Source organism: Streptomyces sp. NPDC045846 (assembly GCF_056431605.1).
Window position 1 is genome coordinate 87055 of record NZ_JBWKKJ010000014.1, and the last position, 14974, is coordinate 102028.

A 14974-nucleotide genomic window follows, 5' to 3' on the forward strand; every position below is an offset into this window, starting at 1 on the left:
CGAGGTTCTTTCCGCGGCTCCCCCACGTGGCCTCCGGGGGACGACGATGCGGCTGCGGACCGTGCCCGCTTCTCGCGCAGTTCCCCGCGCCCCTAACAGCACCGTGCTGGCCAGCATGGGCATCCTTAACGGGGTCTGGGGGCGGAGCCCCCAGGGTCCTTCAACCCCAGCGGGTTTAGGGAAGGGGCGGGGTGGGTCAGGCCGGGTCTTCGGCCAGTTCCGCGACGCCTGTGATGCGGTGGAGGGGGTACGTGCGGACCTCGTCCGCCGTGTGGTCGTACGCGGTGACGAACCCGCCCTCCACCCGCACCGGCGCGATGACCCGCTGACTGGCCGTGCCCTCCGCGTTGACGTAGCCGATCCACAGCGCGGACCCGGTCATGGCCGCCGCCTGCACCGTGGCCAGCGTCTCCGCGGACGAGGTGCGCGGCAGCGAGCCGTCCGCGCGGGCGGCCTCCGGCTCCTTGCGCACGACGGTGGCCGCCGTGTCGCCCGCGCGGATCGCCCGCACCGCCGCGTCGAGCAGCGTCTCGTCGGGCAGCGGCGGTCCGTCCGGGACCGGGACCGGCGCCGTGCGGCGCGGGGTGCGGCGGGAGTCGGCGCGCGTGATGAGGACGTCGCCCTCGGCGGACTCGGCGGCCGGGGCGTACCCCATCGACCTCAACCCGTCGAGCAGCGCGGCCGGTTCGGCCGTGGTCGCGAGCACCGTGGGGGCGAGCCGGCGCAGCCGCAGCGGCTGGCTGCGCCTGTCGGCGAGGATCTCGCCCAGCATCGCCTCGTCGTCGCAGCGTACGTACGCCGAAGCGGCGCCCACCCTGAGGTGGCCGTGTCTGCGGGCCACGTCGTCGATCAGATAGCTGAGCGGCTGCGGCACCGGCGTACGGCTGTGGTCGGTCAGGAAGGCCTGGAGGTCGGCGGCGGTCTGCCCGGCGTCGAGCGCGCGGCGCACGGAGCCCGCCGTGAAGCGGTAGACGGTGGCGCCGCCCTTGGACTCGATGTCGGCCAGCACCCCGAGCATCGCCGCGAGCGGCCGCCGCAGCGGGCCGGGCGCGACCGCCGTGAGGTCCGCCTGGAGCAGTACGTGGTCGACGGGCTCGGGCAGGTGCGGGGCCAGCGCGGTGGCGGCGCGCAGCCCGAGCAACTCGCGTTCGGCGGCGCCGGAGGCCGGGTCGAGCAGGGCGCGGCCATGGGTGGTCAGCGCGCCCCGGCCGGTGACCCCCAGCAACTCGGCCTCGGACAGCGTCCATTGGGCGAGCCGGGAGCGCAGGTCTTCGGGGCCGCTGCGGGCCGGGCGCTCCCAGCGGAGCCGGGCGAGCAGCGACTCGGGCTCCGGGGAGGCGGCCTCGGGCAGGGTGGTGAGCAGGGTCAGGACGCGGTGGCGGACCTCGGGCGCGGGGGAGCGGTCGAGGTCGGGGCCGAGCGCCGCGAGGGTGCGGCCCTTGGCGTCCTGCTCGCCGACGAGACCGGCGGTGCGGGTGGCGCTCAGCCAGGCCACGGCGAGCCGGGCCCACCGTTCGGCGGGCGGCAGCTCCAGCCAGTCGTCGTACTCGGGGGTCGGCGCGTAGCGCTCGTCCGCCTCGCCGTCCGACGCCAACAACCCTGCCGCGTAAGCGAGTTCGAGCCAGAGCGCGGCGACCTGCTCGGTGGTGTCGAGGGCGGTCGCGGTGCGCTTGAGGTCGCGTACGGAGAGGCCGCCCGCGCGCAGCACGGCGGGGCCGCCCTCGTTCCACTCGGCGAGCAGGTCCTCGACGGTGGTCAGCGCGGTGAACGCCTGGCCCGCGGCGGTCGCGTCCACCACCTGGGGACGGTACTCGCGCAGCGGCGCGACGGCGGGCGGCACCGGCTCGGTGGTGCGGTGCGCGCGCCCGGCGCGCAGATGCAGGGCGACCTCGCGCGGCAGCACCAGGGTGCGCGCGGACGCCGGGAGCAGCAGGCCGTGGTCGCGCAGCCAGCGCACCGGCGGCGGCGGATCGGCCGACACCTCGCCGTACGGCGGGCCCCACACCAGCCGGTCGAGGACCGTCAACGCCTCGGTCGGGGCCGTGTCGAGGAGCTCGGCCATGCGCGCGCGGTCGGTGAACAGGGCGGTCAGCGCCGCGACCGCGGACACCGGGTCGTGGGTGGCCGGGAGCCCGGCGGCCTGGAGGATCTCCTGGACGCGGCCGGGCGACATGCCCGCGGTCGCCTCGGCGACGGTGGGGCCGAGACCGGTCGGCGAGGGGTGGGTGGGGGAGGGCGCGAGCAGTTCGCGGGCGGTGCGCACCAGGCGGAGCCGGTCATCGCCGCCCCAGACGAGGGCTTGCTCGCGCAAGGTGGCGAGCGCGCCGGGCAGCGCGTCCACCACGGCCGCGTCGCCGTCGTCCCCGGCGAGCAGAGCGCGTACGGCGTCGTACGGTGCCGGGTCCGGCGCCACGGCCAGGGCCTGGGCGGTCTGCAGGGCGAACCTGTCCAGCCGCTCCAGGGCCCGTACGACCGAGGCCCGGGTGCCGGCCCGGGTGGCCAGCTGGGTCAGGTCGCCGGGCACGGGGCTGAGCAGATCGGGGCGGGCCCGCAGCAGCGCGGCGAGGGACTCGTCGGGGCGGGTGCGCAGGGCCTCGGCGAGGGTACGGGGTGCCGAGGCCGCGGCGCGGGGCGCCGCGGCAGCCCCGCTCGTCTCGCCGGTCGTTCCTTCGGGCACGTGCGCCTCCTGATTGCGCTCGCCGGTCCCCATCCGCCCCACGGTAGCCCGTGCGCGCTACCGTCAGGACCCGGAGCCGGTGTCCGAAACGCGGCCGGACCGGTGAACGGCTCGGGGCGGGTGGAGCCCGCGGAGGGGAAACGCGCGTGGGGATCGAGAGCGACCAGCTGGTCTACGACTACCTGAGCCGGGTCGGGGACCTGGCCCAGCAGCGGCAGCTGCCCTCCGGGGACCGGATGCGCCTCGTGTCGTCGCTGCGCAACGAGATCGACAAGCAGCGGGCGAAGTACGGGAGCGAGACGCCCGCGACGGTACGGCGTGTTCTCGGGCGGTTCGGGACGCCGGAGGAGGTGGTGGAGGCGGCCGCGTCCGGTTCCGGACCGGACTTCGGCTCCGGTTCGGGGTCGTACGCGGCGGAGCCCGCCGCCGAACCGGCGGTGCCGGTCCAGCGCGACCGGCTGTTCCCGGGCCGCGCCAAACGCGTCCCGCGCCCGCGCCCGCGCGAGGCGGAGGAGGCGCCCCGGCCCACGCTGCCCGCCCCGCCGCACCTTGCGGGCATGGACGAACTCGGCACGCAGGGCGTCGAACCCGACTGGTGGCGGATCGAGCCGGGCGGGTCCCTCGGGGGGTTCGTGGGCGGGGTCGAGATCCCCGAAATACTGGAACCTCCCGGCGACGAGGAGGCGGAGGGGACCGGCGCCGACGAGGACGCCACACCGGACGCCGAGACCGAGGACGTGGTCGAGGCCGCCCCGGTGCGCCGCAGGCGCCTCGGCCTGGGCCCGCGCCGCTCCGCCGAGGGCCGCGGCCTCTCCAATCCCCTGCTCCTCCTCGCGGCGGCGCTGCTCGTGGCGGGCGCGCTGTTCGGCCTGTGGCTGGCCCTGGGCGCGGGCTGGCTCCTGGCGTACGCGTCCCGTCGGCTGACCCGGGCGGAGTCGAAGTGGGCGGTCCTTGGCATGCCGGGTCTCACCCTCGTTGGCGGCCTGACCTGGCTGTGGGGCCGCCAGGACGGCCGCTGGGGGGCGCCGATCGCCGAGGGCGGGATGGGGGCGGCGCTGACGGGGATGTGGCCGTGGTTGATCAGGGTGGCGGCGGTGTCGTCGGCGGCGTTCCTGGTCTGGCGCTCCCAACGCCACCCGCGTCCCTAGGGCCCCTCCGCCCCCACCCCGCCGGGGCCAGAACCCTGCGCCCCGACAGACCCCCTACTCGCGCAGTTCCCCGCGCCCCTCGACCCGCCTTCGATCTGCGGACCGTGCTCGCTTCTCGCGCAGTTCCCCGCGCCCCTTGAAACCCGCTTTCGTCCGCGGGCCGTGCTCGCTTCTCGCGCAGTTCCTCGCGCCCCTGGCGGTACTGGTGCGGGCCGGTGCTGGCATCTTTAGCCCGTCCGGCGTTTGAGGACGAGCGCCGTTCAGGCGCGAACGGGGGTGTGGGGGCGGAGCCCCCGCCGGGGTCCGAGGGGCGGAGCCCCTCGGGGGGTCTGGGGCGGAGCCCCAGGGGTGGGGCTCAGTGGGGGAGCAGGTCGCTCAGGTCGGTCAGGACCCGCCCCGCGGCCCCGTACCCGCTGCCCTGGATCCACAGCTCGTCGTCCACCGCGTGCACCCGCCCCGCCCGCACCGCGGACAACCCCTTCCACAGTGCACTGGACAACGTCCGGGTCCGCTTCGACTTCGCCGGATCCCCGTACGTCGCGTAGAAGATGACGTCCGCGTCCGCGAGATCGATCCGCTCGGGGCTCACGTCGTACGAGAACCCCTCCTTGGCCCGGTCGACGACGGGCGGCCGCCCGAGGCCGACGTCGTCGAGCACCGTCGCGATGTAGTTCCGGCGGCCGTAGATGCGGATGTCCGCGCCCTCGACGAAGCGCACGACGTTGACCTTCAGCGCCGCCGCCCTGGCGGGCCCGCCGAGCCGGGCGGTCAACTCCCGTACCCGCGCCCCGTACGCGTCGGTGACCTGCCGCGCCTCGGCCACCTTGCCCAGCGCGAGAGCGTGCAGCTGGAAGTTCTGCTTCCAGGGGTAGCCCGTGGACTCCGTCATCACCGTCGGCGCGATCTCCTTCAGCTGCGCGTACCGGTCGCCGTGCCGCACCTTGCTGGTCAGGATCAGGTCGGGCCGCAGCGCCGCGACGGACTCCAGGTTCGGGCTCGTCATCGCGCCGACGTCCTTGATGCCCGCCAGCCGGTCCTTGGGCAGGTAGTCGAGGAACCCGGAGGCGACGTCGGCGTGCGTCGCGCCGACCGGCCGCACGCCGAGCGTGATCGCCGAGTCGAGTTCCGCCGTGTCCAGGACGACGACCCGCTGCGGGTGCTCCTTGAGCCGTACGTCCCCCATCGCCGTCTTGACGAGATGGGAACTTCCGCGGGCGGAAGGGGAGTTGGCGCCCGACGGCGAGCACGCGGTCGCGGCGGGCGCGGCCGTCAGGGTCAGTGCGCCTGCCAGCAGGGTGCGGCGCGGAAGGGTCATCCGGGAATCCTCTCGACGGGCGGCGAGTAGGGGGCGCCGGGCACCACCAGCGGGGAGCCCGTCACCGGGTCCGGGACCACCACCGAGTCCAGGCCGAACACCTCGCGTACGAGATCCGACGTCACCACGTCCTCGGGGCGCCCCTCGGCGACGATCCGCCCCGCCTTCATCGCCACGAGGTGGTCGGCGTACCGCGCGGCCTGGTTGAGATCGTGCAGCACCATCACCACCGTACGGCCCCGCTCGTGGTTCAACTGCCTTACCAGGTCCATGACTTCGACCTGATGCGCGATGTCCAGATAGGTCGTCGGCTCGTCGAGGAGGAGGACGTCGGTCTCCTGGGCGAGCGCCATCGCGATCCACACCCGCTGGCGCTGGCCGCCCGACAGCTCGTCGACCGGGCGGTCGGCGAGCGCCGTCACGTCCGTACGCTCCATCGCGTCCGTCACCGCCCGCTCGTCCGCCTCCGACCACTGTTGCCACCAGTGCTGGTGCGGCTGGCGGCCGCGCGAGACCAGGTCGGCGACCGTGATCGCCTCGGGCGCCACGGGCGACTGCGGAAGCAGGCCGATCGACTGGGCGATCCGCTTCGTGGGAATCCGCGCCAGCTCCGTGCCGTCGAGCAGCACCGCGCCGCCGCGCGGCTTCAGGAGGCGGCCGAGCGCACGCAACGTGGTCGACTTTCCACAGGCGTTGGGGCCGACGATCACCGTCACTCGTCCGTCGGGCACCGCGAGGTCGAGACCGTGCACGACCGTACGGTCTTCGTAGGCGAGGGTCAGCTCGCGGGCCGTCAGCCGGCTGGTCATCTACTTTCCTCCCGTGGTGCGGCTGCGCACGATCAGCCAGATCAGGTACGGCGCGCCGATCACCGCGGTGAGCACGCCCACCGGCAGCTCGGTCGGCGAGAACAGCTTGCGGGCCAGGAGATCGGCCAGGACCACGATGACCGCGCCCGTCAACGCCGAGCAGAACAAGGGTATTTGGGCCGTCCGCGTCATCCGGCGGGCGATCTGCGGGGCGAGCAGCGCGACGAAGTCGACGGGCCCCGCGGCGCCCGTCGCCACCGAGGCGAGCACCACCCCGATGACGACCAGGCCGAGCCGCACCCGGCCGAGCCGTACGCCGAGCGCGGTCGCGGTGTCGTCGTCGAGGGTGACCGTGCGCTGGGCGCGGGCCGCCCACAGCACGGCGGGCACCAGCGCGAGCAGCACCCAGCCGAGCGGCGCCGCCTCGTCCCAGCCGCGCCCGTTGAGCGAGCCGGTCATCCAGATCTGCGCCTGCTGGGCGACCAAGTAGTCGCCCTTGGTCATGAACAGCGTCGTGAGGGAGCGCAGCGCGATGGCGAAGCCGATGCCGATCAGGACGAAGCGCGTCGCGTGCAGCCCGCCGCGCCACGCGAACACGTACACCAGGGCGGCCGCCAGGACACCGCCGACGACGGACAGGTAGGGCAGCACGGTGTACGAGGTGACGCCGAACGTCATCGCGCCGACCGTCAGCGCCGAGGCGCCCTGGCTGATGCCGATGATGTCGGGGCTGGCGAGCGGGTTGCGCGCGACGGTCTGGATGAGCCCGCCCGCGATGCCGAACGCGGCGCCGACCATCAGGCCCACCACCATGCGGGGCAACCGCAGCGTGCCGACGACGAGTTCGGCGTACGAGTCCTGCCCGGTCAGCACCTTCAGCACGTCGCCGGGCGCGACGAAGCTCTCGCCGACGCAGAGGTAGGCGACGCACAGCGCGGCCAGGACGACGAGGAGGGACGCGCCCACCGCCGCCGCCCTGCGGTGCAGCAGGAAGGCCGCGCGCCCGGCGCGTACGACCGTGTAACCGGCGGGCCGCACCGGGCCGGGCGCGGTCACGGTCGCGGACGGGCCGCTCATGCCGGGACCGCCTTCCTGCGGACCAGCGTGACCAGGAACGGCACGCCGATCAGGGCGGTCATCACGCCCGCCGGGATCTCGCCCGGCGGGAAGACGATCCGGCCGAGCGTGTCGGCGACCAGGAGCATCACCGGGCCCACCAGCGCCGCCATCGGCAGCACCCAGCGGTGGTCGCTGCCCACGATCGCGCGGGCGATGTGGGGGATCGCGAGACCGATGAAGGCGATCGGCCCGGCCGCCGCCACCCCGACGCCGGTCAGCACCGTGGCGCCGATGCCGCCCAGGACGCGTACGGTCGCTACGTTCTGGCCGAGGCCCTTCGCCACGTCCTCGCCGAGCGCCAGCGCGTCGAGGCCGCGCGCGACCCAGGCCACGAGGACGACGCCGGCCAGCAGGAACGGCCAGATCTGGTGGGCGACTTGGGCATCCCGCCCGGCCAGCGAACCGACCTGCCAGAAGCGGAACTCGTCGAGCGCGGCCGCCCTGGTGGTGAGCACGCCCATCGTCACGGAGACGAGCAGCGCGTTGATCGCGGCGCCGCTGAGCGCGAGCTTCACCGGGGTCGCACCGCCGCGCCCGCTGGACGCGATCGCGTACACCACGACGGAGGCGATCGCCGCGCCCGTGAACGCGAACCACACGTACCCCGTCAGCGTGTGCACCCCGAGGAACGCGATGGCCAGGACCACGCCGACCGAGGCGCCCTGGCTGATGCCGAGGATGCCGGGGTCGGCGATGGGGTTGCGGGTGATGCCCTGGAGCACCGTGCCCGCCACCGCGAGGGCGGCGCCGACCATCAGGCCGATCAGGGTGCGCGGTACCCGCAGTTCGCGGACGACCTCGGCATCGGGGGTGTGCGCGCCGCCGAACAGGGCGTCCAGGACCTGGGACGGCGGGATCGGGCGCGCCCCGACGGCGAGCGAGAGCAGGACCGCGACCAGGAGCGCCGCGACGGCCGCCGCCGTCGCGAGCACGCGTCTGGTCCGGCGGGGTGCGGCTGACATAGGGCCCATCACAGGTCGGCGTTTGGTAAGGCTTGGCTAACTATGGCGGTCAGTCTAAGGGCCGGGACGCGCCGCCCACCTGGGCACAATGGCCCTCATGCCCCTCGACGCGCCCACGGTCGGCTTCGACCTCGACATGACCCTGATCGACTCCCGGCCCGGCATCCACGCCGTCTACCAGGAGCTCTCCGCCGCCACCGGCACGTACATAGACGCCGACCAGGCCGTCAGCAGGCTCGGGCCGCCGCTCGACTGGGAGCTGCGGCACTGGTTCCCCGAGGAGCTCATCGCCGAGATGGTGCTCAAATACCGTGAGATCTACCCCACACGCGCGATCCTGCCCACCCCGGCGATGCCCGGCGCGGCCGACGCGGTGCGCGCGGTGCGGGAGCTCGGCGGCCGCGCCGTCGTCGTCACCGCCAAGAACGCCCCGCAGGCCAGGCTGCACCTCGACCACCTCGGCATCACCCCGGACGAGGTCGTCGGCGGGCTGTGGGCCGAGGGCAAGGCGACCGCGCTGCGCGAACACGGCGCCGCGGTCTACGTCGGCGACCACCTCGGCGACGTACTCGGAGCGCGCGCCGCGGGCGCCCTGTCCGTGGCGGTGCCGACCGGTCCGATCGGCGCGGCCGAACTGCGCGAGGCGGGCGCGGACGTCGTCCTCGACGATCTCACGTCATTTCCGGCCTGGTTGAAGGTTTACGCCGCCGAACGCGCTTGACAGCGCGGCCTCGTACTTGCGTACGGGACCGGCCGGTTCAGGTGGGGGACGACCTCGTCAGGCGCGGGCCTGGCGGCGCTGCTCCGCGACGGTGAGCAGCACGCCCGCCCCCGCGATCAGGAAGCCGACGCCCATCAGCATGCAGACGAGATAGGCGAACGACGGGAACGGCGCCGTGTGCAGGAACAGCGGGGCCACCGTGACGAGCGTGGCGAGCGCGCCCACGAAGAACACGACGACGCCGACGCGAACCAGCCGATCACCGGTGGTGAGGGCGTCGCGGTCGGTCTTGGCCTGGGTTTCGGTACTCACCCAGCCAGGGTAGTTCCCTGGTCGTAAGGACGGGCCGGGACGTCTTGTCAGTAGCTCCTGGACCATTAGCCTTGGTGTCGGCGGGTCGGAAGGCGACCCGCTGTAGTGCTATCCAGAGCCGTTTTTCGGCGCCCCGCACACAACGACGAGTACGAGGACGAGGACAGACGTGCCTACCGGCAAGGTCAAGTGGTTCAACAGCGAGAAGGGCTTCGGCTTTCTCTCCCGGGACGACGGCGGCGACGTCTTCGTCCACTCCTCCGTGCTCCCCGCTGGAGTCGACGCACTCAAGCCCGGTCAGCGCGTCGAGTTCGGCGTCGTCGCCGGGCAGCGCGGTGACCAGGCCCTCTCCGTCACGGTCCTCGACCCGGCTCCCTCGGTGGCCGCGGCCCAGCGCCGCAAGCCCGACGAACTGGCCTCCATCGTGCAGGACCTGACGACGCTCCTGGAGAACATCACGCCCATGCTGGAGAAGGGGCGCTACCCCGACAAGGCGGCGGGCAAGAAGATCGCGGGCCTGCTGCGGGCGGTGGCCGACCAGCTCGACGTCTGACCCGGCCACCGCCTCGCACCGCCGCGCGGACGGCGAGCGGCCATCCTGATCCAGGAGACCTGGCGGAGCTGGGAGATCCAGGAGATCCAGGAGATCCAGGGGATCAGGAGATCTAGGGGATCCGGGGGAACGACAGTGCATCGCGGCCGAGGGGCGGGACGAGCCCCTCGGCCGCGGCGCGTGTCAGCAGCCCGCGCACCGCGGCGTAGCCGTCCTCGCCGAGGTCGGCGGTGAACTCGTTGACGTAGAGCCCGATGTGCCGGTCGGCCACGGACGGGTCCATCTCCTGGGCGTGCTCAAGGACGTAGGGCCGGGACGCCTCGGGGTCGTCCCAGGCGAGCCGCACGGAGGCGCGGGCCGACTCCGCGAGCAGCCGCAGCGTGGCCTCGCCGAGGGAGCGCTTGGCGATGATCGCGCCGAGCGGGATGGGCAGGCCGGTCGTCGCCTCCCAGTGCTCGCCCATGTCGGCGAGCGAGTGCAGCCCGTACTGCTGGTAGGTGAAGCGCGCCTCGTGGATGACGAGTCCGGCGTCCACCTTGCCGTCGCGCACGGCGGGCATGATCTCGTGGAACGGCATGACGACGACCTCGCCGACCCCGCCGGGCACGACGTCCGCGGCCCACAGCCGGAACAGCAGGTACGCCGTCGACTTCTCGCTCGGCACGGCGACCGTCTTGCCGGTCAGGTCCCCGTCGCCGGCCTCCCGGGTGAGGACCAGCGGACCGCAGCCGCGGCCCAGCGCGCCGCCGCAGGGCAGCAGGGCGTACTCGTCCAGGACCCAGGGCAGCACCGCGTACGACACCTTGAGCACGTCGAACTCGCCGCGCTCGGCCATGCCGTTGGTGATGTCGATGTCCGCGAACGTCACGTCGAGGGCGGGCGCGCCGGGCACCCGGCCGTGCGCCCAGGCGTCGAAGACGAAGGTGTCGTTCGGGCAGGGGGAGTAGGCGATCTTCAACGGCCCGGACGCCGGCTCGGCGGCCTTCCGCGGCTCGGTCTTCAGCGGCTCGGACGGCTGCGGGCCGGTCTTCGGCGGCTCGGACGTTCGGGGGGCGGTGTTCTGCGGCTCAGTGGGGCTCATGGGGTGTCCAACTCTCCAGTACGGTCGGGAGCTTCCCGAACGCGTCGGCGAGCGCGGCGAGCGCGTCGCCGATCCGCCAGGCCGAACGGTCGCGCGGGCCCACCGCGTTGGAGACCGCCCGGATTTCGAGGAGCGGGACGCCGAGCCGGTCGGCGGCCTCGGCGACGCCGAAGCCCTCCATCGCCTCGGCGGCGGCGGACGGGTGGCGGGCCAGGAGTTCGGCCGTGCGCTCGGCGGTGCCGGTGGCGGTGGTCACGGTGAGGACCGGGGCCTCCAGGGCGCCGAGTGCCCGGGCGACGTCCCGGCGCAGCGCTGGCGGGGAGGCCAGCCGGTCGCGGCCGAAGCCGAGTTCGGTCAGTGGCAGGAAGCCGTCGGGGGACCCGGCGCCGAGGTCGGCCGCGACGAGGTCCGAGGCGACGACGAGGGAGCCCAGCGGCGCGACACCGGGGAAGCCGCCGCCGATCCCGGCCGAGACGACCAGGTCGTACGGGGTGCGGGCGAGAGCGACGGCGGTGCCGGCCGCGGCGGCCGCGGGGCCCGCGCCCACGGGCAGCACGTCGATCGTGTGGCCCTCGCGGCGGAAGCCGGTCGGCTCCTCGGCCCGCGCCGTGTATCCGGCGCGGCCGAGGCCGGCGGCGACGGAGTCCGCCTCCGCCGCCACCGCGGTCACGACCAGCACACGCATCAGGCGGGGCCCGCTCGTCAGGAGTTGGTGCGCTTGAGCGTGAAGCTCCAGACCGACTCGGGCTTGTTGTCCTTGTTGACCTGCACGATGCTGACCTTCTTCTCCTTCGGCGCGGCGCCCTGCCCGCCGGTGGAGAAGACGTCGGCGCCGGGGAAGCTCCGGTAGGTCTGGGCGGACGCCTCGGTGATCGGGCTGCCGTCGAGCAGCGCGATCCACTTGCTGCCGTCCTCGACGACCTTCGGGTCGACGCCGAGGCGCAGGGTCGCGCCGGGTGCGTAGTCGATCGACTTGGCGTCCTTGACGCCGCTGAGGCAGCTGGTGAGCTTGTCCTCGGCGAGCGGCTTGCCGTCGTCGCCGCGGCAGGAAGCCTCGGTGTTGACGGAGTTCGTGCCGACCGTCACGGTCGCGAGAGGCGTCGGCTTGTCGCAGGCGGAGAGGACGAGGAGTCCGGCGGAGGCGGCGGCGAGTGCGACGCCGGCCCGGCGGGTCCTGCCGGAAGTGAACGCAACGGTCATGGAGCGAAGGCTATCGGTCGCCCCGAGCCAAGCCGCGCGGGGGTGTGGCGTGCCGTGTCGTGAGTCGCTCAGGCGACCCGGGGACGCGGGGTTCCGCGCCGCGCCGCGCCGAGCAGGCCCCGCACGGAGACGGCCGCCCCCAGGGCCAGCAGGGCCGCGGCCACCGACATGCCCAGGATGCCGTTGAGCGGCAGCGCGATGCCGATCGCGCCGCCGAGCACCCAGGCCACCTGGAGCAGCGTCTCCGAGCGGGCGAACGCGGAGGTGCGGACCTCCTCCGGCACGTCGCGCTGGATCATCGCGTCCAGGGACAGCTTGGCCAGCGCCTGGGTGAGCCCGGCCGTGGCGCCCAGCACGGCCACCATCAGACCGCCGAAGAACGCGGCGCACAGCATCGCCGTGCCCAGCGCGATGGTCAGCATCGTCACGATCAGGACCTCGGGTCCGCGCGCCCGCAGCAGCGAGCCGACCGCCGTGCCCAGCGCGTTGCCGACCCCCGCCGACACGCCGACGATGCCGAGCGAGACGGCCGCGCTCTGCCCGGACAGGGGATGCTCGCGCAGCAGGAACGCCAGGAAGAAGATCAGGAACCCGGAGAGGGCGCGCAGCGCCGCATTGGCGTACAGGCCGTTCACGACGGACACGCCGACCGTACGCAGACTGGGCTTGCGGCCGCTGCGGTCCGAGAGCCGCGCCCGGGCCTCGCCCTTCGACGAGTCGACCTTGTGCGGCAGCGTGAACGCCAGGAACGTACCCCCGGCGAAGACGCAGAACGCCCCGTAGAGCGGCCACTCGGGCCCGATGCGGGAGAGCCCGGCGCCGATCGGGGCGGCGATGCCGGTGGCGAGCAGACCGGCGAGGGTGACCCGCGAGTTCGCCTTCACCAGGGAGAAGCGGGGTGGCAGCAGCCGCGGCACCACGGCGCTCCTGACCACGCCGTACGCCTTCGACGCGACCAGCACGCCGAGCGCCGCCGGGTAGAGCTCCAGGCCGCCGGTGGCGACCGCGCCGGACATCGTGAGGGCGAGCAGGGCGCGGGCCAGCATCGCGCCGGCCATCGCGGCGCGCCGGCCGTGCGGCATCCGGTCGAGCAGCGGGCCGATGACGGGCGCCAGGAGAGTGAACGGCGCCATCGTGATGGCCAGGTAGAGGGCGACCCGGCCGCGCGCCTGGTCGGTCGGCACGGAGAAGAACACGGTCGAGGCGAGCGCCACGGTGATCATGACGTCACCGGCGCCGTTCACCGCATGCAGTTCGATCAGTTTGCCGAGCCCCGACTCACCGGCGCCGTGCGCGTGGGTCGCTTTTCTGATCGACCGGGCCGTCCCCGTGATCGGCAGGTGCAGGGCGCGACCGACCGCCCGGCCTGCCCTGAGGAGGCGGCCGGACCCGTCCGTGGACCCTGACGACCTTGCGGTTGTCACCCCGCCATAGTGCCCCAACCCCGTCCGACCCGAACCAGGATTCGGACGTGCAGGTGGGCCGGGGGCCACGAAGGGGGTAGCGTGACAGGCGCGCCGCCCGCGGCTGCCCAAGGCCGCGCGCCTCTCCGCGATCCCGCAGAATGGATCGCAGAAGGTGCGCCTCCACGCTCGTACGGAGCAGGGGGGACCCCCTTGGTCAGTGAACTGGACAGCCGCTGGGCAGTTGATCGCCCGGGCGCGGACGTTGACGCGGCCCCCTGGTCCGCTCCGCCCGCCGCTCGTTCGCATTCGGCTCCCCGGCGCACCCGTGAGACGGCGTAGGAGAGAAGCGAGACCTGTGAGTGCTGCGACGACGCGAAGCCGTACCCCTGACCGCCTGTGCGCCGAGGCGGTCGACCTAGCCCGCGAGGCGGCGGAGGAAGCCGCCGCGCCGGGCGTGGTCGGCGAGCATGTGGCCCTGGTGTCGGAGGGCGACCGGGTCGTCACGCACTTCTTCGAGTGCAAGGAGCCGGGCTACCGCGGCTGGCGCTGGGCGGTGACCGTCGCCCGCGCCTCCCGCGCCAAGCTGGTCACCCTCGACGAGACGGTGCTGCTGCCGGGCCCGGACGCGCTCCAGGCCCCGGAGTGGGTGCCGTGGAGCGAACGGCTGCGCCCCGGCGACATGGGCCCCGGCGATCTGCTGCCCACCGAGGCCGACGACCTGCGTCTGGAGCCCGGGTACTCCGGTGAGGACGCGCCGCCGCCGAACTCCGCGGTCTCCGAGGAGATGGCCGAGCGGGTCGAGGCGGAGGACGCGGAGTTCGCCGAGCGGGACACTCCGGCCGCCACCACGCGCGGCTCCATCGCGGCCGTCGCCGAGGAACTCGGCATGCGCCGGGCGCGGGTCCTTTCGCGGTACGGGCTGCACGCGGCGGCCGACCGCTGGGAGGAGTCCTTCGGCGGCAAGACCGCGATGGCTCAGGCGGCGCCGGCCTCGTGCGTGTCCTGCGCGTTCCTGGTGCCCATCGCCGGATCGCTCTCCCAGGCGTTCGGGATCTGCGCCAACGAATTCGGTCCCGCGGACGGGCGTGTCGTGGCGCTCGACTACGGCTGCGGGGGGCACTCCGAGGCGGCGGTCATGCCCAAGCCGCCCCGCCCGGCGCCGCCCGTCCTGGACACGGTCGCCCCCGACCCGCTGGCCCTGCGCCCCCCTCGCGACGGCTCCGTCCCGGAGACACCGGACCCAACGGAAGACCTGGGCCACTCCTAACCCGGGCCCCCTGGGGGCTCCGCCCCCAGCCCCCCGGCGGGGACTGCGTCCCCTGCACCCCTCCCGGGGCTCCGCCCCGGACCCCGTTCGCGCCTGAACGGCGCTCGCCCTCAATCGCCGGACGGGCTGAGGTTGCCCATGCAGGCCAGCACCCACTGCTGAGGGGCGCGGGGAACTGCGCGAGCAACCACGCATGGTCTGTGGATGAAAGCGGGTCCAAGGGGCGCGGGGAACTGCGCGGTCGGTCCCGCCACCCGCAGACCGGCAACGTCCCCGATTCGGGCTAACGATCAGGCAATCCACCCCCGGGGGAGCCCGAGGGGCGAAGCCCCCGGGGATCTCGTCGTGCCCGCCCCGGGGAAACCCACCCGATTCCCCCGGAGGGTCTGGGGAAGGGGCGGGGT

At 74.0% G+C, this 14974-nt stretch carries 14 protein-coding genes; 4 read left to right on the forward strand and 10 right to left on the reverse strand.

Going from position 1 to position 14974, the window contains the following annotated elements; genetic code table 11:
- Positions 1 to 196 precede the first annotated feature (196 nt).
- Entirely contained in the window at positions 197 to 2710 is a 2514-nt protein-coding gene (locus tag AC07F3_RS32925; protein ID WP_479118168.1) for a helicase-associated domain-containing protein, read from the reverse strand.
- A 113-nt stretch (positions 2711 to 2823) separates the two neighbouring features.
- On the opposite strand from AC07F3_RS32925, the gene AC07F3_RS32930 reads away from it, so the two are divergent.
- Positions 2824 to 3825, forward strand: coding sequence for a hypothetical protein (locus AC07F3_RS32930; protein ID WP_479118170.1), 1002 nt, complete (start codon positions 2824 to 2826; stop codon positions 3823 to 3825).
- Positions 3826 to 4180: 355 nt separating this feature from the next.
- Here AC07F3_RS32930 and AC07F3_RS32935 read toward each other — a convergent pair whose 3' ends face one another.
- From AC07F3_RS32935 to AC07F3_RS32950, 4 genes are read right to left on the reverse strand one after another with little or no spacing between them, the layout of a single operon-like run.
- Positions 4181 to 5140: an ABC transporter substrate-binding protein gene (locus tag AC07F3_RS32935; RefSeq protein WP_479118172.1), complete on the reverse strand. Its 960-nt coding sequence runs from the start codon at positions 5138 to 5140 to the stop codon at positions 4181 to 4183.
- Positions 5137 to 5949, reverse strand: a complete 813-nt coding sequence (locus tag AC07F3_RS32940) for an ABC transporter ATP-binding protein (RefSeq protein ID WP_479118174.1) — start codon at positions 5947 to 5949, stop codon at positions 5137 to 5139. Before AC07F3_RS32940 ends, AC07F3_RS32935 begins: the two co-directional genes overlap by 4 nt.
- Complete coding sequence (locus tag AC07F3_RS32945) at positions 5950 to 7026, reverse strand: FecCD family ABC transporter permease (RefSeq protein WP_479118176.1); 1077 nt, start codon at positions 7024 to 7026, stop codon at positions 5950 to 5952.
- Positions 7023 to 8030, reverse strand: coding sequence for a FecCD family ABC transporter permease (locus AC07F3_RS32950; protein WP_479118177.1), 1008 nt, complete (start codon positions 8028 to 8030; stop codon positions 7023 to 7025). The genes AC07F3_RS32945 and AC07F3_RS32950 overlap by 4 nt, the downstream gene beginning before the upstream one ends.
- 88 nt (positions 8031 to 8118) lie before the next feature.
- On the opposite strand from AC07F3_RS32950, the gene AC07F3_RS32955 reads away from it, so the two are divergent.
- Positions 8119 to 8751 (forward strand): HAD family hydrolase, encoded by a 633-nt coding sequence (locus tag AC07F3_RS32955; RefSeq protein WP_479118179.1) that lies wholly within the window; start codon positions 8119 to 8121, stop codon positions 8749 to 8751.
- Between the two features lie 57 nt (positions 8752 to 8808).
- Here AC07F3_RS32955 and AC07F3_RS32960 read toward each other — a convergent pair whose 3' ends face one another.
- Positions 8809 to 9063, reverse strand: a complete 255-nt coding sequence (locus tag AC07F3_RS32960) for a hypothetical protein (protein WP_479118181.1) — start codon at positions 9061 to 9063, stop codon at positions 8809 to 8811.
- Between the two features lie 169 nt (positions 9064 to 9232).
- Between AC07F3_RS32960 and AC07F3_RS32965 the strand changes: the two genes are divergently transcribed.
- Entirely contained in the window at positions 9233 to 9616 is a 384-nt protein-coding gene (locus AC07F3_RS32965; protein ID WP_114039113.1) for a cold-shock protein, read from the forward strand.
- 112 nt (positions 9617 to 9728) lie between these two features.
- Here the strand turns inward: AC07F3_RS32965 and AC07F3_RS32970 are convergent, their stop codons facing one another.
- The 4 genes from AC07F3_RS32970 to AC07F3_RS32985 form a co-directional block, all read right to left on the reverse strand.
- Complete coding sequence (locus tag AC07F3_RS32970) at positions 9729 to 10697, reverse strand: 1,4-dihydroxy-6-naphthoate synthase (RefSeq protein ID WP_479118182.1); 969 nt, start codon at positions 10695 to 10697, stop codon at positions 9729 to 9731.
- Positions 10684 to 11382 (reverse strand): futalosine hydrolase, encoded by a 699-nt coding sequence (locus tag AC07F3_RS32975; RefSeq protein ID WP_479118183.1) that lies wholly within the window; start codon positions 11380 to 11382, stop codon positions 10684 to 10686. Before AC07F3_RS32975 ends, AC07F3_RS32970 begins: the two co-directional genes overlap by 14 nt.
- Positions 11383 to 11399: 17 nt before the next feature.
- On the reverse strand, positions 11400 to 11897 hold the full coding sequence (locus AC07F3_RS32980; RefSeq protein WP_479118185.1) for a DUF2771 domain-containing protein: 498 nt from the start codon (positions 11895 to 11897) through the stop codon (positions 11400 to 11402).
- A gap of 68 nt (positions 11898 to 11965) precedes the next feature.
- Positions 11966 to 13321 carry an MFS transporter gene (locus AC07F3_RS32985; RefSeq protein WP_479118186.1) on the reverse strand — a complete coding sequence of 452 codons (1356 nt, stop codon included), beginning with the start codon at positions 13319 to 13321 and terminating at the stop codon, positions 11966 to 11968.
- A 337-nt stretch (positions 13322 to 13658) separates the two neighbouring features.
- Here AC07F3_RS32985 and AC07F3_RS32990 point away from each other — a divergent pair, with 337 nt between their 5' ends.
- Positions 13659 to 14570, forward strand: a complete 912-nt coding sequence (locus AC07F3_RS32990) for a DUF3027 domain-containing protein (RefSeq protein WP_479118188.1) — start codon at positions 13659 to 13661, stop codon at positions 14568 to 14570.
- The last annotated feature ends 404 nt before the right edge of the window (positions 14571 to 14974 follow it).

Coding starts and splice junctions, on each gene's coding strand:
- AC07F3_RS32925 (WP_479118168.1), bottom strand. CDS start 2,710: ATGGGGACCGGCGAGCGCAATCAGGAGGCGCACGTGCCCGAAGGAACG.
- AC07F3_RS32935 (WP_479118172.1), bottom strand. CDS start 5,140: ATGACCCTTCCGCGCCGCACCCTGCTGGCAGGCGCACTGACCCTGACG.
- AC07F3_RS32940 (WP_479118174.1), bottom strand. CDS start 5,949: ATGACCAGCCGGCTGACGGCCCGCGAGCTGACCCTCGCCTACGAAGAC.
- AC07F3_RS32945 (WP_479118176.1), bottom strand. CDS start 7,026: ATGAGCGGCCCGTCCGCGACCGTGACCGCGCCCGGCCCGGTGCGGCCC.
- AC07F3_RS32950 (WP_479118177.1), bottom strand. CDS start 8,030: ATGTCAGCCGCACCCCGCCGGACCAGACGCGTGCTCGCGACGGCGGCG.
- AC07F3_RS32955 (WP_479118179.1), top strand. CDS start 8,119: ATGGCCCTCATGCCCCTCGACGCGCCCACGGTCGGCTTCGACCTCGAC.
- AC07F3_RS32970 (WP_479118182.1), bottom strand. CDS start 10,697: ATGAGCCCCACTGAGCCGCAGAACACCGCCCCCCGAACGTCCGAGCCG.
- AC07F3_RS32975 (WP_479118183.1), bottom strand. CDS start 11,382: ATGCGTGTGCTGGTCGTGACCGCGGTGGCGGCGGAGGCGGACTCCGTC.
- AC07F3_RS32980 (WP_479118185.1), bottom strand. CDS start 11,897: ATGACCGTTGCGTTCACTTCCGGCAGGACCCGCCGGGCCGGCGTCGCA.